Origin of the sequence: Mesorhizobium sp. B2-3-14 (genome assembly GCF_006442175.1) — a bacterium.
Classification (GTDB): Bacteria; Pseudomonadota; Alphaproteobacteria; order Rhizobiales; family Rhizobiaceae; genus Mesorhizobium; species Mesorhizobium australicum.
Genome location: NZ_VFVP01000002.1, coordinates 728067 through 750801 on the forward strand (window position 1 = coordinate 728067; position 22735 = coordinate 750801).

Sequence of the window (22735 nt, forward strand, 5' to 3'; positions counted from 1 at the left end):
GGCGGTTAGCCTTCCCCGAAAACAAGCGAAACATTTCCACCGGCGTGACGCTCGAGGCGGCCGGCAAGGTCGAGTTCAAGCAGCACCATGAAGACCTGGGCGGGATGCAGGCCGGTGTGGCGGATTATCTCGTCGATCGGCACCGGTGTCGGCCCCAGCGCCTCGATCACCTTGGCCCGGTCGCTCTCGCCTGGTGGCGGTGTGGCCGAAAAGTCGGGCGGGTCCTCAAACGGCGGCAGATCAGGCGCCCGCATGCCGGTCAGCGGAAGGATCGCCCTGGAAATGTCCGAAGCTTCGGTGACCAGCGTGGCGCCGTCCTTGAGCAGACCGTTGGTACCGGCCGCGCGCGGATCGAGCGGGGAGCCGGGTACCGCAAAGACCAACCGGCCCATCTCGCCGGCAAGCCTGGCGCTGATCAGCGAGCCTGAGCGCTGTGCTGCCTCAACCACCACCAGCCCAAGAGCGGCGCCCGCGACAAGGCGGTTGCGGCGCGGGAAATCCTGGGCACGCGGCTGCCAGCCGAACGGCATTTCCGAGATGATGGCGCCACGCTCCGCAATGTCATCGCACAGACCGGCATTTTCGGGCGGGTAGGGCAGGTCGAGCCCACCGGCGAGCACGCCGACCGTACCGGTCAAGAGACTGCCCTGATGCGCCGCCGTGTCGATGCCACGTGCCAGGCCGGAGACGATGCCGTAGCCGTCTCGTCCGAGATCGGCTGCCAGCATGCGCGCCATCTTGATGCCGGCAAGCGATGCGTTGCGGGCGCCGACTATCGCGACACCCGGCAACCGGAACACCGCGGCATTGCCCCTGACCGCCAGCATCGGCGGCGGATTGTCCATGCTGCGCAACAGCGGCGGATAGTCCGCCTCCCCAATACCGACAAAGCGTGCTCCAACTCGCCGCGCGGCCTCCATCTCGGCCTCGGCCTCGGCAAGGGAAGGAATGCGCACGATCCGGTTGGCGCCGCCGGAAATCATCAGTTCCGGCAGCATTTCCAACGCGACTTCGGCCGAACCGAAACGGTTGATCAGGTCGCGAAAGGAGGCAGGGCCGACATTCTGGGTGCGGATCAGCCGCAGCCAGCTCAGCCGCTGGCGATCGGTGAGACGCGGCCCGGCGGCCGGTTCGCTCACCCCTTGGCTCCGATCTTGCCTTCGGAGCCGGCAATCAGTCGCGAAATGTTTTCTCGGTGCTTGATGAAGACAATGATGCTCATCACCACGAACAGAATGGCTATCTGCGGCGTGCTCAGGAAATAAAGCGCGATCGGTACCACCACGGCAGCAGCCAGCGCCGCCAGCGATGAGTAGCGGAAGAGGAAAGCCATCACCAACCATACGACAGCGAAGATCAATGCGACTTGCCAGGCAAGGCCGACCAGCACGCCGAGATAAGTGGCGACGCCCTTGCCACCCTTGAAGCCGAGCCATGCCGGGAACAGGTGGCCCAGAAAGGCGCCGAGACCAGCCCAGATCGCGGCTTCAGGCGCGAAATGGCTTGCTATCAGCACGGCGGCCGTGCCTTTCAGCACATCGAGCAGCAAAGTCGCGGCGGCAAGCCCCTTGTTGCCGGTGCGCAGCACATTGGTGGCGCCGATATTGCCTGAACCGATCTTGCGCACATCGCCAAGGCCGGCGGCGCGGGTAAGCAGCAGGCCGAACGGAATCGAGCCCAGCAGATAGCCGAACACCAGCGCCAGGATTGGGCCGTAAGTCATTGTTCCCCCCGCGTTCCCCCAACCATGCCTGAAGTCGCATGGCTACCGCCGGCTCAGGCAGAAAATATTGTGCGGCCCGCCACCAGCGTTTGCAAGACCTTGCCTTGCAGCCGTGCGCCTTCGAAGCAGGTGTTTTTCGAGCGCGAGCGGATACCGCTTTCGCTGACTATCCAGGGTTCATCGAGGTCGACAAGCGCGAGATCGGCGACGGCGCCTGGCTTCAGCGTGCCGCCGGCCAATCCAAACAGCCTCGCCGGCGCGGTGGACAAGGTTTCGATCAGCCTGAGCAGGGGCACGTCGCCATTGTGGTAGAGGCGCAAGGCTGCGCCCAGCAGGGTTTCGAGGCCAATGGCACCGGCCGCGGCGTCGGCGAAGGGCAGGCGCTTGGTATCGACATCCTGCGGATCGTGCGAGGAGACGATGACATCGACCGTTCCGTCCTTGACCGCATCGATCATCGCCAACCGGTCCTCCTCGGCCCGCAGCGGCGGCGTCAGGCGGAAGAAGGTGCGGTACTCGCCAACGTCGTTTTCATTGAGAGACAGATTGTGGATCGACACGCCCGATGTCACTGCCGCGCCGTCGGCCTTCGCACGCGCCACGGCGCTTGCCGCCATTGCCGTCGAGATCTTCGCGGCGTGGTACGAACCTTGCGTCAGCCGCGCCAGCGCGAGGTCACGCTCGAGCGGGATGGATTCGGCTTCACGTGGAATGCCGGAGAGGCCGAGCCAACTGGCATACAGGCCTTCGTTCATGACGCCCGACGACCCAAGATCGGCATCCTGCGTTTCATGGACGATGGTGGCGCCGAAATCGCGCGCATAGGTTAGGGCGCGACGCATCACCAGCGCGCTCGATATGGTATGCCTGCCATCGGTGAAGGCGACCGCACCCGCCTCGCGCAGCAGGCCGAACTCCGTCATTTCGCGCCCGTGGAGGCCCTTGGTGATGGCGGCGGCCGGAAAGATATTGACGACGGCCGTGTCCTTGGCGGTGCGCAGCACGAATTCGACCAGCGCCACATTGTCGATCACCGGATCGGTGTCTGGCATCATCACGATGGACGTGACGCCGCCGGCCGCCGCGGCGACACTTGCCGAAGCGATGGTTTCGCGATGTTCGCCGCCGGGCTCGCCGATGAAGACCCGGCCGTCGATCAGGCCGGGGATGATCGCCTTGCCGCTGCAGTCGATCGCCGTAGCGCCGTCGGGGACGCCGTGGTTCAGCGCCGCCTTGCCCGCGGCAACGATTTTCCTGCCTTCGACTATGACGGAGCCGACTTCATCAAAGCCGCGTGACGGATCGACGATGCGGGCGCGTTCAAAGACCGTGATGCTCATGCGCCGCGGCCTTCTTGATTGCGGCCCTCTTGATTGCGGCCCTCTTGATTGCGGCGGGGATCGAGCAGCGCTTCCATCACCGCCATGCGCACGGCGACGCCCATTTCCACCTGCTCCTGGATGACGCTTTGCGGGCCGTCGGCGATTTCGGACGCGATCTCGACACCGCGGTTCATCGGGCCAGGATGCATGACAAGCGCGTCATCCTTGGCGGCCTTCAGTTTCTCGGCGTCTAGACCAAAATAGCGGAAATATTCGCGCACCGACGGCACGAAGGCTCCTTCCATGCGCTCGCGCTGCAAGCGCAACATCATCACCACATCCGCGTCCTTCAGGCCCTCCGCCATCGAGCGGCAGACGATCACGCCCATTCTGTCGATGCCCGAGGGCAATAGCGTCGAGGGCGCCACCACCCGCACCTGTGCGCCGAGTGCGTTGAGCAGCATGATGTTGGAGCGCGCGACACGCGAATGCAGGATGTCGCCGCAGATCGCCACGATCAGCTTCGACAGCGCACCCTTGGCGCGGCGGATGGTGAGTGCGTCGAGCAGCGCCTGTGTCGGGTGTTCGTGGGCGCCGTCGCCGGCATTGACCACCGAGCAGCCGACCTTCTGCGCCAGGAGGGCCGCCGCGCCCGCCGACTGATGGCGGATGATCAATATGTCAGGCCGCATGGCGTTGAGCGTCATCGCGGTGTCGATGAGCGTTTCGCCCTTCTTTACCGAGGAACTCGCCACCGACATGTTCATGACATCGGCGCCAAGCCGCTTTCCGGCCAGTTCGAACGAGGATTGCGTGCGGGTCGAGGCTTCGTAGAAGAGATTGATCTGGGTGCGGCCGCGCAGCGTCGAGGTCTTTTTTTCGGACTGGCGCGAGATCGCGACCGCCCGATCCGCCCTGTCGAGCAAAAGCTCGATGTCGGCGGGCGAAAGGTCGCTGATGCCCAGAAGATGGCGGTGAGGGTAGAGTGGCAGGGACGAAGCGTCGGTCATCTCAAGGGGCTGCTATAGGGTGCGGATTTCGCGCCCGCAAGCACCCGCTTTGGATTGACGCCGTTCTCCTCAATTTTTTCGTGTAGATAGCCGATTAGATCGGCCGGTATTTTCGTCGCGCGCGCAGCAACGCTTGGCTATATCTAAGCCGACGGCCTCGGATTCGAGGCTTTCCGACAATAGGGCCTTTCTAGAAGGCTCGGCTAGAAGGATTGGGCGTGACCGACGACGTAACGAACCAGCCGCCGCCGCTGACGGGCGGCAACGCCTGGCGAGGCGATCCGTTGCTGATCCAGCTTGCCGAGCGCTTTTCCGATCCGGTGCGCAAGGATCTCGACGGGCTCGGCCGTTTCGTGCTGACGCAAGAAGCCCAGGAACTGGCGCGCCTCGCCAATGTCGAGACGCCGAAACTCAGGACGCATGATCGCCAGGGACGGCGCATCGACCTGGTCGAATTCCATCCCGCCTACCACGCCTTGATGCGCCGCTCGGTGGCCAACGGCCTGCACTCCTCGGTCTGGGAAAATGGCGACGCCGAGATCGGCCGCCGCCATCAGGTGCGGGCCGCCCGTTTTTACCTGACGGCGGAACTCGAGACCGGGCATCTCTGCCCCATCACCATGACCAGCGCCTCGCTGGCGGCATTGATGGCCAGCCCAAAACTGTTTCGCGAATGGGCGCCGCGCGTGACGACGCGCAAATACGACCAGAGCCAGAAGCCGCCCGTCGAAAAGACCGGACTGACGCTCGGCATGGGCATGACCGAGAAACAGGGCGGCACCGATGTGCGTGCCAATGTGACCCGGGCGGAACGCGTCGGCAGCGGCTTCTACCGCCTGACGGGACATAAATGGTTCATGTCGGCGCCGATGTCGGACGCCTTCCTGGTGCTGGCACAGGCGCCGGAGGGACTGTCCTGCTTCCTGGTGCCGCGCGTGCTCGGCGACGGGTCTGGCAACGGCTTTCGCTTCCAGCGGCTGAAGGACAAGCTCGGCAATCGCTCGAACGCGTCTTCCGAGGTTGAATTCGTCAACGCCATCGGGGAGATGGTCGGCGAACCCGGCGCCGGCGTCAAGACGATCATGGACATGGTGACGCTGACCCGGCTCGACTGCGCGGTGGCGTCTTCGGCGATCATGCGGGCGGGGCTGGCCGAAGCGATCCATCATGCCCGCCATCGCCAGGTGTTCGGTTCGACCTTGATCGAGCAGCCGTTGATGCAGCGCGTGCTGGCCGACATGGCGCTCGATGTTGCCGCGGCGACCGCGCTGTCGTTCCGGCTGGCGCGTTCCTTCGACGAGGCGGCGAGCGATCGCGGCGAGGCGGCGTTCGCCCGCGCCATGACGCCGGTCGTCAAATACTGGGTCTGCAAGATCGCGCCGCCGCTGCTTTACGAGGCGATGGAGTGCCTTGGCGGCAATGGCTATGTCGAGGAAGCTCCGCTCGCCCGTTATTACCGCGAAGCGCCTGTTAACGCGATCTGGGAAGGATCGGGCAATGTCATGGCGCTCGACGTGCTACGCGTGCTTGGCCGCGCGCCGGGGCTTTTCGAAGAGGTATTGACCGGCATCGACCGCGACCTCGGCGCCGGCGGGCGCGGCACGATCGGCGTTCTGAAGGCGGCCATGCAGGTCGCTTCAACCGACGAGGGCTCGGCCCGGCTGCTGACGGAACAGCTTGCGCTCTCTGCGGCGGCCGCCGAGTTGCGTCGGCTCGGGGCAGGGCGGATCGCCGATGCCTTCGTCGAAACGCGGCTCGCGGGCCAGTGGCGCAATACTTACGGCATGCTCGATTCGCGCCACGACGCGCGCATGATCATCGATACGCTCTATCCGCCGGTGAATTGACGGAGATGCCGTTCATGTTCGAGGGGCGTTGCCGGAATCCCCACTGACCCGCCGTCGCCGTTAACCTTAACAAATGGTTTCCGTTGCGGCGGCGAACCGCAAAGCCCACTGTCATTCCTGTCGAAGCAGGAATCACGATGCGACACGTACTGACCTCCTTTCTGTCCGTGCACTGGGCGATCGTTTTTGCCCTGCTCGCGGTGATCTGTATCGATGGAAATCGAGGTGTGACGGCGGCTCTCGGCGTACTCGGCGTGGTCGTCGAGAGCGCCCAGTTTGTCAATCTGGAGAACATCGTCGTGGTCGCTCCGCTGGCGATCGCGTTGCTGGTCGTGGCGGTGCTGTTCTTCTGGGCCTTTGTCGATACGCTGATCAACGACGCGTCCAGCCCGGGCGCCGACAGCGTCGTTCGCATCGCCTTTATTTCCGCTTCCGGGGTGATGTCGATGATCCTGATCGGCGGTGCGGCCCAAGGCATCAACGGCCTGTTCATGGTGGTCGCCGTGCAACTGGCCGCACTTCTGGTCTCCTATGTCGCGATGCTCGCCGAACGACGTTCGGTAGCTGCGCTGGATGAGGAGGATTTCCACGCCACGGCGCACAGCATGGCGAAGGCCGCGGCGCATAATTCGCTGCTCTCCATGATATCGGGACGGACCGGTCCGAACGGGAAGGGAGGCCGCTGATGCGCTACATCTTCGCATTGTGGGCCGCGCCGATGGCGCTGTTTTGGGGCTGGTTCTACCTGTCGCTCAACGACATGAATTTCGGCTATGTGATGCTCAGCCGGCAGTTGCACGATTTCGTGTTCCAGCTCTACGGTCAGATGCTCGGCATCGATCCCGCAACCATCCCGGGCATGGTGGCAAAAGCCTGCGTGTTCGATGGCTTGCTGCTCGTGGCGATATGGATGTTTCGCAGGCGTCGCGAGATATTGGCCTGGGTCAGGCGTCGCTGGACGGGTCCGGTCCCGTTCGATCGGCTGTATCGAGTGACTGAAGCCGGTCCAAAACTCCCTGCAGAATAAAGGCGGCCGCCGCCGAATCGATCTTGCCGGCGCGTTTGGCGCGCGAGAAGTCCATCTCGATCAGCGTCCGTTCGGCCGCGACAGTCGACAGCCGCTCATCCCAGAACACGAAAGGCAGGTCGCTTAGCTGCGCCATGTTGCGCACGAAGGCGCGCGATTTCTGTGCGCGCGGACCTTCCGATCCATCCATGTTGATCGGCAATCCGATCGCCACCGCACCGACATTCTCCTTCGTCAGCAACGCCAGAAGGACGGCGGCGTCGAGCGAGAATTTCCGCCGGATGATGACTGGACGCGGATGAGCGAAGGAGAACCCCCGATCGGAAACCGCCACGCCGATCGTCTTGTCGCCGAGATCGAGCCCCGCCAAGGTCCTGCCGTCGGCGAGCCGTGCCGGCAATTGCTCAATCGTGATGACGGTCAACGGTTTTCCCTCGTTTTTTTCGACAGCACGCGTCCTTTCGGATGCCCGGCGGACACTATACCTTTGATCTCAAGGCTATCGGCGTTCTATCCTTTGGCTCGGGAAAAATCGAGGAAATGCATTCATGAAACTGACCTGGTATGGCCACTCGGCCTTCCGCATCGAAACCGGTGACGCGAAAATCCTCATCGATCCCTATCTGATCGGCAACCCGTCCTGGATGGGCGGGTGGGAAGGACCGGCCGAAGGGATCACGCATGTTCTTTTGACGCACGGGCACAGCGACCACATCAGCGGCGCGCTGGAAGTGCTCGGCAAGAGCGGCGCGCAACTGGTCGCCAATTTCGAGATCTGCATGTACCTTGTCGGCAGGGGCGTCAGCGACAAGAAGATCAATCCCGGCAACATTGGCGGCACGGTCGATTGCGGCGGTTTCACCTCCACTTTCGTTCAGGCGCTGCATTCGTCCTCCTTTGGCGAAGAGGGCGGCAAGAACGTCTATCTCGGCAATCCGGGTGGGCTGGTCCTGCATTTCCCGGAAGACCAGACGCTCTACCACATGGGCGACACCGACATCTTTTCCGACATGGCGCTGATCAATGAATTGCACGAGCCAAAGATTGGCATCGTTCCGATCGGCGATCGCTTCACCATGGGCGGTGCGGTGGCGGCCCTTGCCTGCCGCCGCTTCTTCAAATTCGAAACGGTCGTCCCTTGTCATTTCGGCACGTTTCCAATGATTGACCCGACGCCCGAGAAGTTTGAAGCCGGCCTGGAAGGATCTGGCGTCAAGCTTGCATTGCCGAAGATTGGTGAAATGATTACCATCTAGAAACAGCCAAAGCGGAACAAATCCATGGCATTAGGGCGATCTCTTTGCGTATCGATGTTTGTCGCGGCGTCGCCCGCGCTTGCCGCGGATGACTTCATCGAAGGTGTCTATCTCCAGTCGGAGGAGCTCTGTACTCAGGCCAAAAAGGATACGCTGCAGACGCTGATCGATGCCGGCAACATCGTTCTTTCGAAGAACGGCCTGCAAGGCGTCGAATACAATTGCGAATTCGTTCAGGTCAGCAAGGCGACACGCTCGCCGAGCTGGGCTGTGACGGCGATCTGCCAGGAGCCGGGCTATGTCTTTCCTGACGTCCTGTCGGTGACGCAGATGAACCCGACGCAGGTCGATCTCGTGTCGGCCCGGCCGATCGACGATGAAAGCGAGGCGAGCGGCAACAGCGGCAGCTACTATCTGTGCGAGGGCATTGCCCTGCCATGAGGTTGTTGCCCGATTGTCGGGCGCCACATGTTGCGCGTCGCGCGCCGCGCCGCTATAGCCCGGACTGGTTTTCCCCGAGGCAAATACATGTCCGTTGATGTCAAGACAGTGAAGCGCGTGGCGCATCTCGCCCGCATCGCGGTGAGCGAGGAAGATGCCGAGCGTATGACCGGCGAGTTGAATGCCATACTGGGCTTCGTCGAGCAGTTGAACGAGGTCGATGTTTCCGGCGTCGAGCCAATGACGTCGGTGACGCCGATGGAAATGAAGAAGCGCGGCGATGTCGTCACCGACGGCAACAAGGCGGCCGACATCGTCGCCAACGCGCCCGCGACCGACGAGAATTTCTTCCTCGTGCCGAAGGTCGTGGAGTAAGGCACCGATGGCTATCGAGATCGCCATCGAAACGCCGCTGCAGGACGACGTGCGCGGCTTGGTCGCGGAACTCAACGCGACCTTGCTCGAACTGACGCCGCCGGAGCACTGCTACCACCTGACGGTCGAGCAGATGGCAGGCAAGGACACGACGGTTTTCATCGCTCGCGACAACGGCGTCGCCATTGGTTGTGGTGCACTCAAGCGCCATGACGATGCCATTGGCGAGGTCAAGCGTATGTACACGAGGCCTTCGCATCGTGGCCGCAAGATTGGCGCTGGAATCGTCCAACGGGTCGAGGCGCTGGCGCGCGATGAAGGGTTGAAGCGGCTGGTGCTGGAGACCGGCGATCGCCATCCCGCCGCCTGGACCGTCTATGAACGCGCCGGGTTCTCGCGCTGCGGCCCGGTGCTGGACTATCCCGATTCCGAGTGGTCGGTGTTTTACGAAAAGAGCCTTTGATGAGCGACCTGACCCATCTGACGATTTCGCAGGCCCGCGCCAAGCTGCGCGCCAAGGAAATCACCGCGACCGAGATCACCGAAGCCTATCTCTTGGCGATCGATCGCGCCAATCCGGCGCTCAATGCCTATGTGGCGGTGACCGGCGACAAGGCGCGCGACATGGCCAAGACGTCGGATGCCAGGCTGCTCAAGGGCGAGGGCGGTGCGCTGGAAGGCATTCCGCTCGGGATCAAGGACCTGTTCGGTACCGAAGGCGTCCACACCCAGGCCTGCAGCCACGTGCTCGACGGCTTCAAGCCGCGCTATGAATCAACGGTCACGTCCAACCTGTGGGCCGACGGCGCCGTCATGCTGGGCAAGCTCAACATGGACGAATTCGCCATGGGCTCGTCCAACGAGACCTCCTACTACGGCCCGGTCATCAACCCGTGGCGGCGTTCGCGCCTCGATACGGTGGTGATGCCGACGACGCATCAGGGTGATGGCGGCTTCGTCTCGGCAGGTGGCACGAAAACCCAGCGTAGCCTCGACAATGCGCAGCTGGTGCCGGGTGGTTCTTCTGGTGGTTCGGCGACCGCCGTGTCCGCCTTTCTGTGTGCAGGCGCAACCGCCACCGACACCGGCGGTTCGATCCGCCAGCCAGCCGCGTTCACCGGGACCGTCGGCATCAAGCCGACCTATGGCCGCTGCTCGCGCTGGGGCATCGTCGCCTTCGCCTCGTCGCTCGATCAGGCCGGACCGATCGCCCGCGACGTCCGCGACGCCGCCATTCTTCTGAAATCCATGGCGTCGGTCGATCCCAAGGACACTACGTCCGTCAACCGGCCGGTGCCGGACTACGAGGCGGCGATCGGTAAGCCGATCAAGGGCATGAAAGTCGGCATTCCCAAGGAATACCGCGTCGACGGCATGCCGGAAGAGATCGAGGCGTTGTGGCAGAAGGGCATTGCCTGGCTCAAGGACGCCGGCGCCGAGATCGTCGACATCTCCCTGCCGCACACCAAATACGCGCTGCCGGCCTATTACATCGTGGCGCCCGCGGAAGCTTCTTCCAACCTCGCCCGCTATGACGGCGTCCGCTACGGCTTGCGCGTGCCGGGCAAGGACATCGTCGAGATGTATGAGAAGACCCGCGCCGCCGGCTTCGGCCGCGAGGTCAAGCGCCGCATCATGATCGGCACCTATGTGCTGTCGGCCGGCTACTATGACGCCTACTACCTGCAGGCTCAGAAGGTGCGCAATCTGATTAAGCGCGACTTCGAAAATGTCTTCGCCGCCGGCGTCGATGTCATCCTGACACCTGCGACGCCGTCCGCTGCCTTCGGCATTGCCGACGAGGACATGGCCGCCGATCCGGTCAAGATGTACCTCAACGATATTTTCACGGTCACCGTGAACATGGCCGGCCTACCCGGCATCGCAGTGCCCGCCGGCCTCGACCCCAAGGGGCTGCCGCTCGGCCTGCAATTGATCGGCAGGCCGTTCGAGGAAGAGACGCTTTTCCAGACCGCCGCCGTCATCGAGCAGGCGGCCGGCACATTCCAGCCGGAGAAGTGGTGGTAAGGATATCGCTCGTCTGACGCATGGTCCTGAAAATCGCGATCGATTTTGGACAGCTTGCGGGCTGCAATGAGTGAGCGATGTTCTACTATCTTTCCAAGATATTCTGGTTCTTCATCCAGCCGCTCAACCTGACGATCTTCTTGCTTTTGGCGGGGCTGATCGCCGGGATGGCCGGCCGGCGGCGACTTGCCGTCAGCGGCGGCGTGCTGGCGTTTCTGATCCTTGCGCTGTCGGCCTGGACGTCACTTGGAGCGATGATGCTCAATCCGCTGGAGGAACGCTTTCCCAGGCCGCCGCTGCCGGAGAAGGTAGACGGCATCGTCGTGCTCGGCGGCGGCTTCGAGGGCGCTATCAACCTCGCGCGCGGCGGCTATGAATTGAACAGCAGCGGCGATCGCATGGTCGAGACCGCGATCCTCGCCCGGCGTTTCCCGCAGGCAAAAGTGGTGGTCTCCGGTGGAAACGGCTCATTGTTCTTCGACGGCGAAGGTGATGCCGACACCGCGCCGCGCCTGCTCGAGGCGCTGGGTGTCCCGGCCGACCGGCTGCTCCTCGAAGACAAATCCCGCAACACTTACGAGAACGCGGTCTTCAGCCGCGAACTGGTCAAGCCCAAACCGGGCGAGACATGGCTTTTGGTGACATCAGCCTTTCACATGCCGCGCGCCAAGGCCCTGTTCGACAAGGCAGGTTTTCCAACTGTCCAATGGCCGGTCGACTATCGCACCTCGGGTCGGGAAGGCATCGGCTTGTTTCGCGACAATGCGGCCGATTCGCTGCAGAACACGACCATCGCGGTTCGCGAATGGATCGGGCTTTTCGCCTATTGGCTTTCCGGCCGCATCGATCAGCCGTTTCCGACGCCCGGCGGCTGACCGATCACCGCGCGCCGCGCCGCGGAGAAGAACTGCCGCCGTACCAGGACGGCCAGCAGCAGAAGCGTCGACAGCACGAACACCAGGGGATCGACGAACCAGCCGAGATAGCCGATCGAGAAGAACACGCCGCGCAGGCCAGAGTTGAAATGCTTGCCGGCCAGCATGTTCATTTGCGTCGCGCGCCACACGGCCGTTTGCGCGAGGGGATTGCGCGAGGCCTCGCCATGCGGGATCGGCACGGCGCCGATCAGGATCGAACAGTAGTTGAACAGCCTGTAGGCCCAGCCGAATTTGAAGAAGGAAAAGGCCAGGATCAGCACCAGTCCCAGCACCTTGATCTGAAAGGCCGAGCGCGACGGCGCGCCGCCCAAGGGCAGGGTGCTCAGCACCTCAAGCACCCGGTCCGACGCGCCAAGCAGGGCGAAGCAGCCGCCGAGCGCGATCAGCGAACTGGAGGCGAAGAAGGCTGTTCCCTGCTGCAGGCCGCTCATGATGGCGGTGTCGACGATGCGGATCTCGCGCTCGGCCATGGTGCGCATCCAGGCCTCGCGTTGCGCATTCATGGCGGTGGTCAGCGACACGCGGCTGATCAGGTGGCCGTCCGAGGCGAGCGTGTGCAGCACCCATGCGAGGAGGAAAAAGCCCAGCGCCGCGAGATCGGCCGTCGAAAGATAGGAATCGCCCATGGCGCCGAATCTACCATATTCGGCCCGGTTGCTTCGATGACCTTGCACGGCGCGTTGCACTCGATGTCGCTGCCGGAGCAAACAAGGTCGGCAGGTGCTGCGCCGCGATTGTCAAAAGAGCGGAAACATCCCGGGAATTCCTATATGTAATCCTCGACGTGACCCAGGAGACAGCGTGTTCCTTTCGGTTTTCGACCTGTTCAAGATCGGCATCGGCCCCTCGAGCTCGCACACGATGGGACCGATGACGGCTGCGCGCCGCTTCCTCGATGAGGTCGCGGGCGACGACTGGCCGCGTCCCGCCGGCGCCAAGGTCGATCGCATCGGCGCCAGCCTGCATGGCTCGCTCGCCTATACCGGCATCGGCCATGGCAGCGACCGTGCCGTCATTCTCGGCATTGCCGGCCAGACGCCACAAACGGTCGACCCCGACCGAGCCGACGACATTGTCAGCCGCATCACCGCCGACAAGCTGGTTTCACCGCCCGGCCACCCCTCCTACCATTTCGATCCGGCCACCGATCTGGTTCTGGACCGCAAGACGCCACTCACCGGCCATGCCAACGGCATGGCGTTCTACGCTTACGACGCCGGCGGCCGGTTGCTGCTCAAGCGCATCTACTATTCGATCGGCGGCGGCTTCGTGGTTTCGGAAGAAGAGCTGCAACGGATGAAGTCGAAGGGCTCGGTCACAACCGAGGGCAAGAAAGTGCCGTATCCCTTCAAGAATGCGGTCGAGATGCTGAAGATGGCGGCCAAGAGCGGTCTTTCCATTGCCGAAATGAAGCGCGTCAACGAGGAGACGCAGATGTCGCGCGAGGCGCTCGACACCGGCCTCGACGCGATATGGGACGCCATGAAGGGCTGTATCGACCGCGGCCTGTCGCAGGACGGCATCATGCCCGGCGGCCTGAAGGTGCGCCGCCGCGCCAGGCAGCTCCATGACAAGCTGCAGGAGCAGTGGCAGCAGAACCGGCCGAACCCGCTGCTCGCCAATGACTGGCTGTCGATCTATGCGATGGCGGTCAACGAGGAGAATGCGGCCGGCGGGCGTGTCGTCACCGCGCCGACCAATGGTGCCGCCGGCACGCTGCCGGCGGTGCTGCGTTACTGGCTGCATTTCCATCCCGAGGCCGACCAGCCGAGCATTCGCGACTTCCTGCTGACGGCAGCGGCCGTCGGCGGCATCATCAAGTCCAATGCGTCGATATCGGGCGCCGAGGTCGGCTGCCAGGGCGAGGTCGGTTCCGCCTCGGCGATGGCTGCGGCCGGCCTGTGCGCGGTCATGGGCGGCACGCCCGAGCAGGTCGAGAATGCTGCCGAAATCGCCTTGGAACACCATCTCGGCATGACTTGCGACCCGGTCGGCGGGCTAGTCCAGGTGCCCTGCATCGAGCGCAACGCATTGGGTGCCGTCAAGGCGGTGACGGCCGCGTCACTGGCCATCAAAGGCGACGGCGTGCATTTCGTGCCGCTTGATGCGGCGATCGAGACGATGCGCCAGACCGGCCTCGACATGAACGAGAAGTACAAGGAAACCAGCCTTGGCGGCCTGGCGGTCAATGTCGTTGAGTGTTGAGGGCTGGCCCAAGCCGGCACTGTGGAGAAGTCCGTCAGGCCGTTGACGTCCCGGCGCTCCGGACTAACCTTGGGCGATGGCTCTCAATCTCCTAAAGCTTTGCGTCGGTTGCGACAGTGTCGAGGATCTCGAAGAGTGGATCGCCTTCCGCCTTGACGAGCGCCGCCGTGCCGGCGAACCAGCCGAACACTGGCACACCACCCGCATGATGCCGACACGTGGCGACGAGGTCACCGATGGCGGTTCGCTCTACTGGGTGATCAAGGGCAGCGTGCAGTGCCGCCAGTTGATCACGGAAATCCGGCCGTTCACCGATGACGACGGCATTGGCCGCTGCCATTTGATGCTCGATCCCGAGGTGGTGCGCACCGACTGGCAGCCGCGCCGCGCCTTCCAGGGCTGGCGTTACCTGAAGCCGGCGGACGCCCCGGCCGACCTCGGCAAGGGCAAGGCGGGATTGGTCGAGATGCCGCCGAAACTCAGGCGCGAGCTGGCCGACCTCGGCCTGCTCTAGGGCTTGAGCGAAGGATTGCCTACTGCCGCGCCCGCGTTTTCTGGCCCTCAATCTTGCCCCGCGCTGGACTTGCAAGCGACGCGACGACGCCACATCTTGAAATCCATGCGCGATGAAGAACTGTCGACACAGGCCGCTGTGCTTTGGAGGATCAGTTCGCATGATGGTCCTCCTTCCGGCCCGATTAAAGGCCATGATTCTGGCGCAGGAAAAGTGTTGAAGGACATCACGCGGCTGTCCGAGCGGACAGGACCCCTGCGGGGCGGTGCGAAATGTTAGGCGCAATTATCATCGTGGTCGCGTTGTTGCTGGTGCTGCTGGGGGTAGCCACCGCATTTCTCCGCGCGGATCCGGCGCAACTCGCAAGCGGAATGAGAAAATTGGGACCGATCCTGCTGGCGCTGGTGGGTGGCGCCGTGCTCCTGGTCGGGCGCCAAGGCATCGGCGGCAGCATCCTGTTCGTGGCAATCGCCTGGTACGGCGCCATGCATACGGGCGGGCCAAAGGCCAGACCGGGTGCTGGAAAACGCTCAACGGTGCGGACGGCGGCACTCGAGATGGAACTCGATCACAATACTGGCGGCCTGGAAGGGCTGGTGCTGGCCGGCCGCCACGATGGCAAGATGCTTGGCTCGATGACCCTTGCGCAATTGCAGCATCTCTACCGCGAACTCTCCGGCGATCCGGAGAGCCGGCAGTTGCTAGAGACGTATCTTGACGGCAGATTTCCCGTCTGGCGCAAATACGCTGAGACGAACGGTGGCGAAAGGCTGGGTGTTGCGCCAGGTCCGGGCGCCATGACTAAGGAGGAGGCCTACAAGGTCCTTGGTCTTGAAGCGGGGGCCGCCGCGGCGGATGTCCGCAAGGCGCACCGCCGCCTGATGCAGCGCCTGCACCCCGATCTCGGCGGCACGTCTTTCCTGGCGGCGCGGATTAACGAAGCCAAGGACGTCTTGCTCTCCAATCACAACTAGTCTCCTTCGACGCAAAAATTTTCCGGGAGATATCTTCCACGCAGTCCTATTGCTGGACGGCGTAGCACTCGATTTTCTTCTTCTTCAAAGCGGTGCAGGCCTTCCAGGCGGCATCCTTGGACCCAAAGCCGCCGAAGCGAGCGCGGTAGTAGGTGGCGCCGTCCTTGTCGAAAGCGACGGTGAAGCCGGAAGCGTTGGCCAGCACCTTGGGAGCCTGCTTGGTGGTCTTGTCGAGGAAAGCCTGGGCTTCGGACTGCTTCGGCGAGGAGGCAACCTGGATGGCCCAGCCTGACGGAACCGACGCGGTGCTGACCGGATCAACGGCCGGGGTGGGCTCGGCATAGGCGGCCACGACCTGGGCGGTGGCGACCTTGGGAGCGGAGACGATGACCGTCTTTACCTTCTTTGCCGGGACAACCAGCTTGGGTGCCTCCGCCTCGGCTGTATCCTCGTCCTCGCTGTCGCCCTGGGCAACGGTCGCGTCGTCGGCGACGGCCGTATCGGCTTCCGCCACGGCCACAGGCTTTTCATCAGGGGTCGGCGCGTCATGCTTGGGCAGGAGAACCTTTGCAAGTGCGCTGATGGGGTTGCTGTCCGCCTTGGCAACGAGGTCGCCGCCACCGCGGGTCGAGGCCCTCGGCAGATAGGTGTTGATCAGGCCTGCCATCTGGTTGTCTCGGCTGCCGCCCGACGTGCCGCCCATGACAACGGCGACCAGGCGGCGGTTGCCGTCATTAACGGACGAGACGAGATTGAAGCCGGAGGCGCGGGTATAGCCGGTCTTGATGCCGTCGACGCCCTTGATGCGTCCGAGCAGACGGTTATGGCCATTGATGCGCTGGCGACCGTAGAGAAAGGATCGCTGCGCGAAATAGCCGTAGTACTGGGGAAAATGTTCCCTGAGCGCAATGCCGAGCGTGGCCATGTCGCGCGCGGTGGTGAACTGTCCCGGATCCGGCAGGCCGTTGGCGTTGCGGAAGACCGTGCCGTTCATGCCGAGCTGCCGCGCCTTGGCCGTCATCATGCGGGCGAAGTTGGTTTCGTTGCCGCCGAGCATTTCGCCGAGCGCGGTCGCCGAGTCGTTGGCCGACTTCGTCACGATCGACAGGATCGCGGTCTCGACCGCCACCGATCCACCAGGCTTCACGCCGAGCTTGGTCGGCGCCTCGGCTGACGCATGTGCCGAAAACACGACTGGCGAGTTTCTGCTGATCTTGCCCTTCGCCATCGCTTCGAAGGTCAGATAGAGCGTCATCATCTTGGTCAGCGAAGCGGGATAGCGCCGGCCATCGGCATTAGCCGAGTACAGCACCTTGCCGGTTTTGGCATCGACGACGATGGCCGCGGATTTCGCCGCGAGCGACGAGGCGACGTCCGCGACGACGAAGGTCATCGCCATGGCGAGGATCATGATCGTTTTAAGAGGGAACGCGGATTTGGAAACGAAGCCCGACAACGCCTGACGCACTGGTAGTTCCTTTGAATTTCTCGTTGCGCTGGAGGCGGCAAAGGGATCCTGCCTCACTTCTGGCCAAGCTAGCGGGGCAGCGTTACCAATCCGTTTATGGTAACCGCCGCGTTCACCATTTTCTGGGGGTTTGAGCCTTCCTTTATTCGAATTTTAGCCATTGCCGCTGCCCGCGGGGTCGCGAGCCCCCGACTTCTTGACTTTTGTGCGCTGCACAATATATATTATGCATTGCACAACGGCGCTCGGGGCAGGGCGCGTCAACCGTCCAGGGAGAGTACGAAATGACCCAGACCTATGAGGACTTCAGCAAATACGGCAAGGAGTTCGCCGACACCGGATTGAAGAGCTTCGCCTCCTTGTCCAAGGGCGCGCAGGCGATCGCCACCGAGGCCGGCGAATACACCAAGAAGAGCTTCGAAGCCGGCAGCGTCGCGTGCGAGAAGCTGTTCTCGGCCAAGTCGCTGGACAAGGCGATCGAGATTCAATCCGACTATGCCAAGCAGTCCTACGAGGCGTTCGTCGCCGAGGCTACCAAGATAGGCGACCTCTATGCCGAACTCGCCAAGGAGGCCTACAAGCCGTTCGAATCGATCGTTGCCAAGGCAAAGTAATTTTTCGCCCGTGAATTGAAAATCCGGCCCTTTGGGCGCGGGACAAAACCCGACCGCGGAAACGCGGCCGGGTTTTTTCATGCCCAAATTCCGATCCGCGACAGCGTAGGGCTTCACGATTGCGAAAAACCGCCAGGTTGGTCACCTAGCCATATTGTCAGCTAACCAGAAGGGCTTAAAATCGTCCATCGAACACCTACATGTTGAACTCGCATGAGGATTCGAAAGAGGCAGGATTACGTGACGATCGGTTTGACTGCCACGAGACAAGTGGCGCGGATGCAAAACGGCGGCGGCGACGGCAATGAGGCCGGCCGCGGGACGGCCGTCATCACGCGCACCAAAACCAAAACCAAGAAGCCCAGCCTTTACCGGGTCCTCATCCTCAACGACGACTACACTCCGATGGAGTTCGTGGTTCACGTGCTGGAGCGTTTTTTCCAGAAGGACCGCGAAGCCGCCACACGCATCATGCTTCATGTTCACAATCATGGAGTGGGCGAGTGCGGGGTCTATACATTCGAGGTGGCCGAGACCAAAGTGTCTCAGGTCATGGATTTCGCCCGACAGAATCAGCATCCGCTGCAATGCGTGATGGAGAAGAAGTGAGGTAACATGCCGGCTTTCTCCCAAGGCCTGGAAAAGGCGCTTCACCAGGCGCTGACGCTCGCCAATGAGCGGCACCATGAATATGCAACCCTTGAACATCTGCTGCTCGCGCTCATCGACGACACCGAGGCGGCCGCCGTCATGCGCGCCTGCAACGTCGATCTCGACGAGCTGAAGCATACCGTTCTCACCTATATCGATACCGAGCTCGACAATCTGGTTACCGGCTACGACGAGGACTCCAAGCCGACCGCCGGCTTCCAGCGCGTCATCCAGCGCGCGGTGATCCATGTGCAGTCATCGGGTCGCGAGGAAGTGTCTGGTGCCAACGTGCTCGTGGCGATCTTCGCCGAGCGCGAAAGCCATGCCGCTTATTTCCTGCAGGAACAGCAGATGACCCGCTACGACGCGGTCAACTACATCTCGCATGGCATCGCCAAGCGTCCGGGCGCGTCGGAGAGCCGCAGCCCGCGCGGTGCCGATGACGAGCAGGGCGGCCCGAACGGCGCCGAGCCACAGGAGGAGGGCGGCAAGAAGAAGCAGCAACAGGACGCGTTGACTGCTTATTGCGTCAACCTGAACAACAAGGCCAAGGCCGGCAAGATCGATCCGCTGATCGGCCGCGAAGGCGAGATCAACCGCACCATCCAGGTGCTGTGCCGCCGTTCCAAGAACAACCCGCTCTATGTCGGTGACCCCGGTGTCGGCAAGACGGCGATCGCCGAAGGGCTGGCCAAGCGCATCGTCGAGGGCGACGTGCCGGAAGTGCTGCACAATGCCACCATCTTCGCGCTCGACATGGGCACGCTGTTGGCCGGCACGCGCTATCGTGGCGATTTCGAGGAACGGCTGAAGCAGGTCGTCAAGGAACTCGAGGATTATCCGGGTGCCGTGCTGTTCATCGACGAGATCCATACGGTGATCGGCGCCGGCGCCACTTCGGGCGGCGCCATGGATGCGTCGAACCTGTTGAAGCCGGCGCTGTCTTCCGGTGCGATCCGCTGCATCGGTTCGACCACCTACAAGGAGTTCCGCCAATTCTTCGAGAAGGACCGTGCCTTGGTGCGGCGCTTCCAGAAGATCGACGTCAATGAGCCGACCGTCGAGGACGCCATCGAGATCATGAAGGGCCTGAAGCCCTATTATGAGGAATTTCACAAGGTGAAGTTCACCAACGAGGCGATCAAGGCCTCGGTGGAACTGTCGGCGCGCTACATCAACGACCGCAAGCTGCCGGACAAGGCGATCGACGTGATCGACGAGACCGGCGCCTCGCAGATGCTGGTGCCGGAAGCCAAGCGCAAGAAGACGATCGGCATCAAGGAGATCGAAGCGACGATCGCCACCATGGCGCGTATTCCGCCGAAGACGGTTTCGGCCGATGACGAGAAGGTGCTGCAAGGTCTCGACATCGAGCTGAAGCGTGTCGTCTACGGCCAGGATACCGCGATCACCGCGCTGACCTCGGCGATCAAGCTGGCCCGTGCCGGTCTGCGCGAACCGGAGAAGCCGATCGGCTCCTACCTGTTCTCAGGGCCAACCGGCGTCGGCAAGACCGAAGTGGCCAAGCAGTTGGCCGCCTCGCTCGGCGTCGAACTGATCCGCTTCGACATGTCGGAATACATGGAGCGCCACACCGTCTCGCGGCTGATCGGCGCGCCTCCCGGCTATGTCGGCTTCGACCAGGGCGGCCTTTTGACCGACGGTGTCGACCAGCATCCGCACTGCGTGCTGCTGCTGGACGAGGTCGAGAAGGCGCATCCGGACCTGTTCAACATCCTGTTGCAGGTGATGGACCACGGCAAGCTGACCGACCACAACGGCAAGCAGATCGACTTCCGCAACGTCATCTTGATCATGACCACCAATGCGGGCGCATCGGATGCGCAGCGCGCGGCGATCGGCTTCGGTTCGACCAAGCGTGAAGGCGACGATGTCGAGGCGATCAACCGGCTGTTCACGCCGGAGTTCCGCAACCGTCTCGATGCGATCATCCCGTTCGGCTCGCTGCCGGTTCCGGTCATCCATCAGGTGGTGCAGAAGTTCGTCATGCAGCTCGAGGCCCAGCTCTCCGAGCGCGGCGTCACCTTCGACCTGTCGCCGGACGCGATCGCGTGGCTGGCAGACAAGGGCTATGACGAGCGTATGGGTGCGCGGCCGCTCGGCCGCGTCATCCAGGAGCACATCAAGAAGCCGTTGGCCGACGAGGTGCTGTTCGGCAAGCTCAAGAAGGGCGGCACGGTGCGCGTCACCGTCGAGAAGAAGGAAACCGGCGAGACCGGCCTGAAGCTCGAATCGCTGGCCGACGAGGCACCGGTGAAGCCGAAGAAGGAAGAGCCGGAAGACGCGCCGAAGCCCCGCAAGGCCGTGGCAAAGAAGCCTGCCGCCAAGAAGGTCGTGGCGCAGAAGCCGGAGCCCAAGGGCAAGGATGGCGGCAAGCGCAGCCTGGTACCGCAATTGCCCCGCAAGGGCTGACAAGCACTCACTGGAAAGGCCCCGGTACCGGGGCCTTTCCTTTTGGAACACCAGGACGGCGACAAAGGCATGCCGCCAGGGTCACGCGTCGGCCGTCCGTGTATTCCCGGATAGCCATGCGCGGATCATGCTGTCTGGCGATGTTCCATCGACGGTCTGTCCGCGCTCGGACGGGATACGCAGAATGCCGAGCGGTTATCGACTGAAAGGCGGGGAGTCGAGGCCGGACAAGTCGTCCACTCCCATGGCCGGCCAGGCGCTCGTTGTCCGGGATAGTGTCGCGCCAGTGGCTTTCCAGATGGCGAAGGCAATGGCCGCGCCCGCGTAACCGTCGATGCCATAGTGCCAACCAAGCAGCACGGAACCAAGCATGATGATGCCTGCGAAGATCCACATCACGATACCGAGGATGGTGGACAGCCTCGTCATATAGAGAGCAAAGAGCACCGACGTCGCGACATGGATGGAGGGGAACGCGGAGATGCCCATGCTCCCCGAAGGCGAACCGGAATAGCCGCTCCACAACTTCTCCTGCATGGACAGCGCCCAGATCGGATATCGGCGATTTGCCGATTGAAGCGCATTCATGAGCGGCTGATAGGTATCCCCAAAGCCGAGCCTTGCGTAATAACAAGGCCCCGCGGACGAAAACGCCAAGGCGATGAAGAAGCCGCCGATCAGCCAGATCAGCATGAAGCTGAGCAGAAACTGATGACGCAGCAGGGAATCGCGGGCGGCGGCGACGCTTGAGAAAACCATCGCGACCAGCACCGCAAACCACAAATTGTAGCAGAGATTGAGAAAGTAAACCGCCAGCGGACTTTCGACGACCCACCAAAGCCATTGATAGGGAGCGCGGCCGAAATGCAGCTTGGTGCTGAATTGCGCGAGGGTCTGATCCCAGGAGAAAGGCGCCAGCACCGCGATCGCTCCTTTCAGCACCACAAAGCCTGACATGAAAACCAGGATCGCGGCGAGGCCGTTCACGCCGTTGGCAATGCGGCTCCGATCGGTCAGCAACTTCCGCAACTGACCTAATAATATGCGGAGCGGCGACGTGGCGCGATCTACAAACGCCAACCGGAACAGCCGAAAGGCGGCGTATGCACATCCGGCGGCCCAGAAGTAGACCATCAAATACAAGGTATATTCGAAAAGTAATTCGAAATCCGGCAAGTTTCCGACCTGGCCGCCGATTACGAAGCCCAAACCCAGCGTAAACAGCGCAACCGCGTGAATGGTGCGGTGCTGAAAAAACGATTCGGCCAGAAGTCGCGGAAACGGATCGCCGCCGTAGACGCAGGACCGCCTGTCTAAAAGTTCGGATATATCTCGCATTGCAGCCCCTCGGGAGAAAAATGCTCCGCGAGGGCTTGCAAGAGTATTAACAAAGCAATCGCCGACGATGGCAAGGCGCGCCGATACGACCGCTCGGTTTACAAAGGTTTAAAATCAAGCAGCCAGCGCTGCCCGTATCTTTTCGGCGTTCCGCGCCAGCACCTCGGGCTTCTCCATCGCACCCGTGTGCGGTTTCAGGGGGATGCCATCAAAGCGCGGAATGACATGCACATGAAGGTGGTAAACGGTCTGCCCCGAGGCAGGTTCGTTGAACTGCATTATGGTGACACCGTCGGCGTCAAAAGCCCGCTTGACCGCCTGCGCCACTTTCTGGACGACCGCGAAAAGTGGACCGAAGGTCGACGGATTGGCGTCGAGCAGGTTGCGTGACGGCGCCTTCGGCACCACGAGCGTGTGGCCAAGACCTTGCGGCATTACGTCCATGAAAGCCACGACTGCCTTATCCTCGTAGACGCGATGCGAAGGAATTTCACCGCGCAGGATCTTCGCGAAGATGTTGCCGGTGTCGTAGTTGACTTCGGTCATGGCGGAACTCCAGGATTATGCCTCT

At 62.6% G+C, this 22735-nt stretch carries 24 protein-coding genes; 15 read left to right on the forward strand and 9 right to left on the reverse strand.

The genetic code is table 11. The annotated features are described in order from the left end of the window. Window positions 1–5 precede the first annotated feature (5 nt). From dprA to FJ950_RS08190, 4 genes are read right to left on the reverse strand one after another with little or no spacing between them, the layout of a single operon-like run. Entirely contained in the window at window positions 6–1139 is a 1134-nt protein-coding gene (gene dprA / locus FJ950_RS08175) for a DNA-processing protein DprA (protein ID WP_015317747.1), read from the reverse strand. Further along, window positions 1136–1723 carry a glycerol-3-phosphate 1-O-acyltransferase PlsY gene (gene plsY, locus FJ950_RS08180; RefSeq protein ID WP_015317748.1) on the reverse strand — a complete coding sequence of 196 codons (588 nt, stop codon included), beginning with the start codon at window positions 1721–1723 and terminating at the stop codon, window positions 1136–1138. The genes dprA and plsY overlap by 4 nt, the downstream gene beginning before the upstream one ends. A gap of 53 nt (window positions 1724–1776) precedes the next feature. Next, entirely contained in the window at window positions 1777–3063 is a 1287-nt protein-coding gene (locus tag FJ950_RS08185; RefSeq protein WP_140616351.1) for a dihydroorotase, read from the reverse strand. Next, entirely contained in the window at window positions 3060–4055 is a 996-nt protein-coding gene (locus FJ950_RS08190; protein WP_140616353.1) for an aspartate carbamoyltransferase catalytic subunit, read from the reverse strand. Before FJ950_RS08190 ends, FJ950_RS08185 begins: the two co-directional genes overlap by 4 nt. A gap of 218 nt (window positions 4056–4273) precedes the next feature. Here FJ950_RS08190 and FJ950_RS08195 point away from each other — a divergent pair, with 218 nt between their 5' ends. From FJ950_RS08195 to FJ950_RS08205, 3 genes are all read left to right on the forward strand, one after another. Then, window positions 4274–5902 (forward strand): DNA alkylation response protein, encoded by a 1629-nt coding sequence (locus FJ950_RS08195; protein ID WP_015317751.1) that lies wholly within the window; start codon window positions 4274–4276, stop codon window positions 5900–5902. 137 nt (window positions 5903–6039) lie between these two features. Beyond that, window positions 6040–6588, forward strand: coding sequence for a hypothetical protein (locus tag FJ950_RS08200; RefSeq protein WP_140616355.1), 549 nt, complete (start codon window positions 6040–6042; stop codon window positions 6586–6588). After that, the gene (locus FJ950_RS08205) at window positions 6588–6929 is read left to right on the forward strand and encodes a DUF6105 family protein (RefSeq protein ID WP_140616357.1); all 342 of its coding nucleotides are present in this window, start codon (window positions 6588–6590) and stop codon (window positions 6927–6929) included. The genes FJ950_RS08200 and FJ950_RS08205 overlap by 1 nt, the downstream gene beginning before the upstream one ends. Here FJ950_RS08205 and ruvX read toward each other — a convergent pair. After that, on the reverse strand, window positions 6847–7353 hold the full coding sequence (gene ruvX / locus FJ950_RS08210) for a Holliday junction resolvase RuvX (RefSeq protein ID WP_140616359.1): 507 nt from the start codon (window positions 7351–7353) through the stop codon (window positions 6847–6849). The genes FJ950_RS08205 and ruvX overlap by 83 nt on opposite strands. Window positions 7354–7477: 124 nt before the next feature. Here ruvX and FJ950_RS08215 point away from each other — a divergent pair, with 124 nt between their 5' ends. The 6 genes from FJ950_RS08215 to FJ950_RS08240 all read left to right on the forward strand — a co-directional run bounded on the left by FJ950_RS08215 (window position 7478) and on the right by FJ950_RS08240 (window position 11904). Next, window positions 7478–8185 (forward strand): metal-dependent hydrolase, encoded by a 708-nt coding sequence (locus tag FJ950_RS08215; protein ID WP_140616361.1) that lies wholly within the window; start codon window positions 7478–7480, stop codon window positions 8183–8185. A gap of 24 nt (window positions 8186–8209) precedes the next feature. After that, window positions 8210–8626 (forward strand): hypothetical protein, encoded by a 417-nt coding sequence (locus tag FJ950_RS08220; protein WP_140616363.1) that lies wholly within the window; start codon window positions 8210–8212, stop codon window positions 8624–8626. A gap of 87 nt (window positions 8627–8713) precedes the next feature. Continuing rightward, complete coding sequence (gene gatC / locus FJ950_RS08225) at window positions 8714–9001, forward strand: Asp-tRNA(Asn)/Glu-tRNA(Gln) amidotransferase subunit GatC (RefSeq protein WP_015317757.1); 288 nt, start codon at window positions 8714–8716, stop codon at window positions 8999–9001. Between the two features lie 7 nt (window positions 9002–9008). After that, a complete protein-coding gene (locus FJ950_RS08230; protein ID WP_140616365.1) occupies window positions 9009–9464 on the forward strand; it encodes a GNAT family N-acetyltransferase in 456 nt (151 codons plus the stop codon). Next, entirely contained in the window at window positions 9464–11029 is a 1566-nt protein-coding gene (locus tag FJ950_RS08235) for an amidase family protein (RefSeq protein ID WP_140616367.1), read from the forward strand. The genes FJ950_RS08230 and FJ950_RS08235 overlap by 1 nt, the downstream gene beginning before the upstream one ends. Window positions 11030–11106: 77 nt before the next feature. Beyond that, entirely contained in the window at window positions 11107–11904 is a 798-nt protein-coding gene (locus tag FJ950_RS08240) for a YdcF family protein (RefSeq protein ID WP_140616369.1), read from the forward strand. Here FJ950_RS08240 and FJ950_RS08245 read toward each other — a convergent pair. Beyond that, a complete protein-coding gene (locus tag FJ950_RS08245; protein WP_140616371.1) occupies window positions 11877–12593 on the reverse strand; it encodes a DUF599 domain-containing protein in 717 nt (238 codons plus the stop codon). The two genes, FJ950_RS08240 and FJ950_RS08245, sit on opposite strands and share 28 nt — an antisense overlap. 175 nt (window positions 12594–12768) lie before the next feature. Here FJ950_RS08245 and FJ950_RS08250 point away from each other — a divergent pair, with 175 nt between their 5' ends. The 3 genes from FJ950_RS08250 (at window position 12769) to FJ950_RS08260 (ending at window position 15660) form a co-directional block, all read left to right on the forward strand. Next, on the forward strand, window positions 12769–14172 hold the full coding sequence (locus FJ950_RS08250; protein ID WP_140616373.1) for an L-serine ammonia-lyase: 1404 nt from the start codon (window positions 12769–12771) through the stop codon (window positions 14170–14172). Between the two features lie 76 nt (window positions 14173–14248). After that, window positions 14249–14686: a DUF1489 family protein gene (locus tag FJ950_RS08255; RefSeq protein ID WP_140616375.1), complete on the forward strand. Its 438-nt coding sequence runs from the start codon at window positions 14249–14251 to the stop codon at window positions 14684–14686. A gap of 272 nt (window positions 14687–14958) precedes the next feature. Further along, complete coding sequence (locus tag FJ950_RS08260; RefSeq protein ID WP_140616377.1) at window positions 14959–15660, forward strand: DnaJ domain-containing protein; 702 nt, start codon at window positions 14959–14961, stop codon at window positions 15658–15660. 46 nt (window positions 15661–15706) lie between these two features. Here FJ950_RS08260 and FJ950_RS08265 read toward each other — a convergent pair whose 3' ends face one another. After that, the gene (locus FJ950_RS08265) at window positions 15707–17128 is read right to left on the reverse strand and encodes a D-alanyl-D-alanine carboxypeptidase family protein (RefSeq protein ID WP_140616379.1); all 1422 of its coding nucleotides are present in this window, start codon (window positions 17126–17128) and stop codon (window positions 15707–15709) included. Window positions 17129–17412: 284 nt separating this feature from the next. Between FJ950_RS08265 and FJ950_RS08270 the strand changes: the two genes are divergently transcribed. From FJ950_RS08270 to clpA, 3 genes are all read left to right on the forward strand, one after another. Then, entirely contained in the window at window positions 17413–17742 is a 330-nt protein-coding gene (locus FJ950_RS08270; RefSeq protein ID WP_015317766.1) for a phasin family protein, read from the forward strand. A gap of 279 nt (window positions 17743–18021) precedes the next feature. Beyond that, complete coding sequence (clpS, locus tag FJ950_RS08275) at window positions 18022–18351, forward strand: ATP-dependent Clp protease adapter ClpS (protein WP_010909565.1); 330 nt, start codon at window positions 18022–18024, stop codon at window positions 18349–18351. Window positions 18352–18357: 6 nt separating this feature from the next. Continuing rightward, the gene (gene clpA / locus FJ950_RS08280; RefSeq protein WP_140616381.1) at window positions 18358–20826 is read left to right on the forward strand and encodes an ATP-dependent Clp protease ATP-binding subunit ClpA; all 2469 of its coding nucleotides are present in this window, start codon (window positions 18358–18360) and stop codon (window positions 20824–20826) included. A gap of 195 nt (window positions 20827–21021) precedes the next feature. Here clpA and FJ950_RS08285 read toward each other — a convergent pair whose 3' ends face one another. Continuing rightward, a complete protein-coding gene (locus FJ950_RS08285) occupies window positions 21022–22164 on the reverse strand; it encodes a phosphatase PAP2 family protein (protein WP_140616383.1) in 1143 nt (380 codons plus the stop codon). Between the two features lie 114 nt (window positions 22165–22278). After that, complete coding sequence (locus FJ950_RS08290) at window positions 22279–22710, reverse strand: HIT family protein (RefSeq protein ID WP_140616385.1); 432 nt, start codon at window positions 22708–22710, stop codon at window positions 22279–22281. Window positions 22711–22735 lie beyond the last annotated feature (25 nt).

Coding starts and splice junctions, on each gene's coding strand:
- plsY (WP_015317748.1), bottom strand. CDS start 1,723: ATGACTTACGGCCCAATCCTGGCGCTGGTGTTCGGCTATCTGCTGGGC.
- FJ950_RS08185 (WP_140616351.1), bottom strand. CDS start 3,063: ATGAGCATCACGGTCTTTGAACGCGCCCGCATCGTCGATCCGTCACGC.
- FJ950_RS08190 (WP_140616353.1), bottom strand. CDS start 4,055: ATGACCGACGCTTCGTCCCTGCCACTCTACCCTCACCGCCATCTTCTG.
- FJ950_RS08200 (WP_140616355.1), top strand. CDS start 6,040: ATGCGACACGTACTGACCTCCTTTCTGTCCGTGCACTGGGCGATCGTT.
- FJ950_RS08205 (WP_140616357.1), top strand. CDS start 6,588: ATGCGCTACATCTTCGCATTGTGGGCCGCGCCGATGGCGCTGTTTTGG.
- FJ950_RS08215 (WP_140616361.1), top strand. CDS start 7,478: ATGAAACTGACCTGGTATGGCCACTCGGCCTTCCGCATCGAAACCGGT.
- FJ950_RS08220 (WP_140616363.1), top strand. CDS start 8,210: ATGGCATTAGGGCGATCTCTTTGCGTATCGATGTTTGTCGCGGCGTCG.
- gatC (WP_015317757.1), top strand. CDS start 8,714: ATGTCCGTTGATGTCAAGACAGTGAAGCGCGTGGCGCATCTCGCCCGC.
- FJ950_RS08230 (WP_140616365.1), top strand. CDS start 9,009: ATGGCTATCGAGATCGCCATCGAAACGCCGCTGCAGGACGACGTGCGC.
- FJ950_RS08235 (WP_140616367.1), top strand. CDS start 9,464: ATGAGCGACCTGACCCATCTGACGATTTCGCAGGCCCGCGCCAAGCTG.
- FJ950_RS08240 (WP_140616369.1), top strand. CDS start 11,107: ATGTTCTACTATCTTTCCAAGATATTCTGGTTCTTCATCCAGCCGCTC.
- FJ950_RS08245 (WP_140616371.1), bottom strand. CDS start 12,593: ATGGGCGATTCCTATCTTTCGACGGCCGATCTCGCGGCGCTGGGCTTT.
- FJ950_RS08255 (WP_140616375.1), top strand. CDS start 14,249: ATGGCTCTCAATCTCCTAAAGCTTTGCGTCGGTTGCGACAGTGTCGAG.
- FJ950_RS08260 (WP_140616377.1), top strand. CDS start 14,959: ATGTTAGGCGCAATTATCATCGTGGTCGCGTTGTTGCTGGTGCTGCTG.
- FJ950_RS08270 (WP_015317766.1), top strand. CDS start 17,413: ATGACCCAGACCTATGAGGACTTCAGCAAATACGGCAAGGAGTTCGCC.
- clpS (WP_010909565.1), top strand. CDS start 18,022: ATGCAAAACGGCGGCGGCGACGGCAATGAGGCCGGCCGCGGGACGGCC.
- clpA (WP_140616381.1), top strand. CDS start 18,358: ATGCCGGCTTTCTCCCAAGGCCTGGAAAAGGCGCTTCACCAGGCGCTG.
- FJ950_RS08285 (WP_140616383.1), bottom strand. CDS start 22,164: ATGCGAGATATATCCGAACTTTTAGACAGGCGGTCCTGCGTCTACGGC.
- FJ950_RS08290 (WP_140616385.1), bottom strand. CDS start 22,710: ATGACCGAAGTCAACTACGACACCGGCAACATCTTCGCGAAGATCCTG.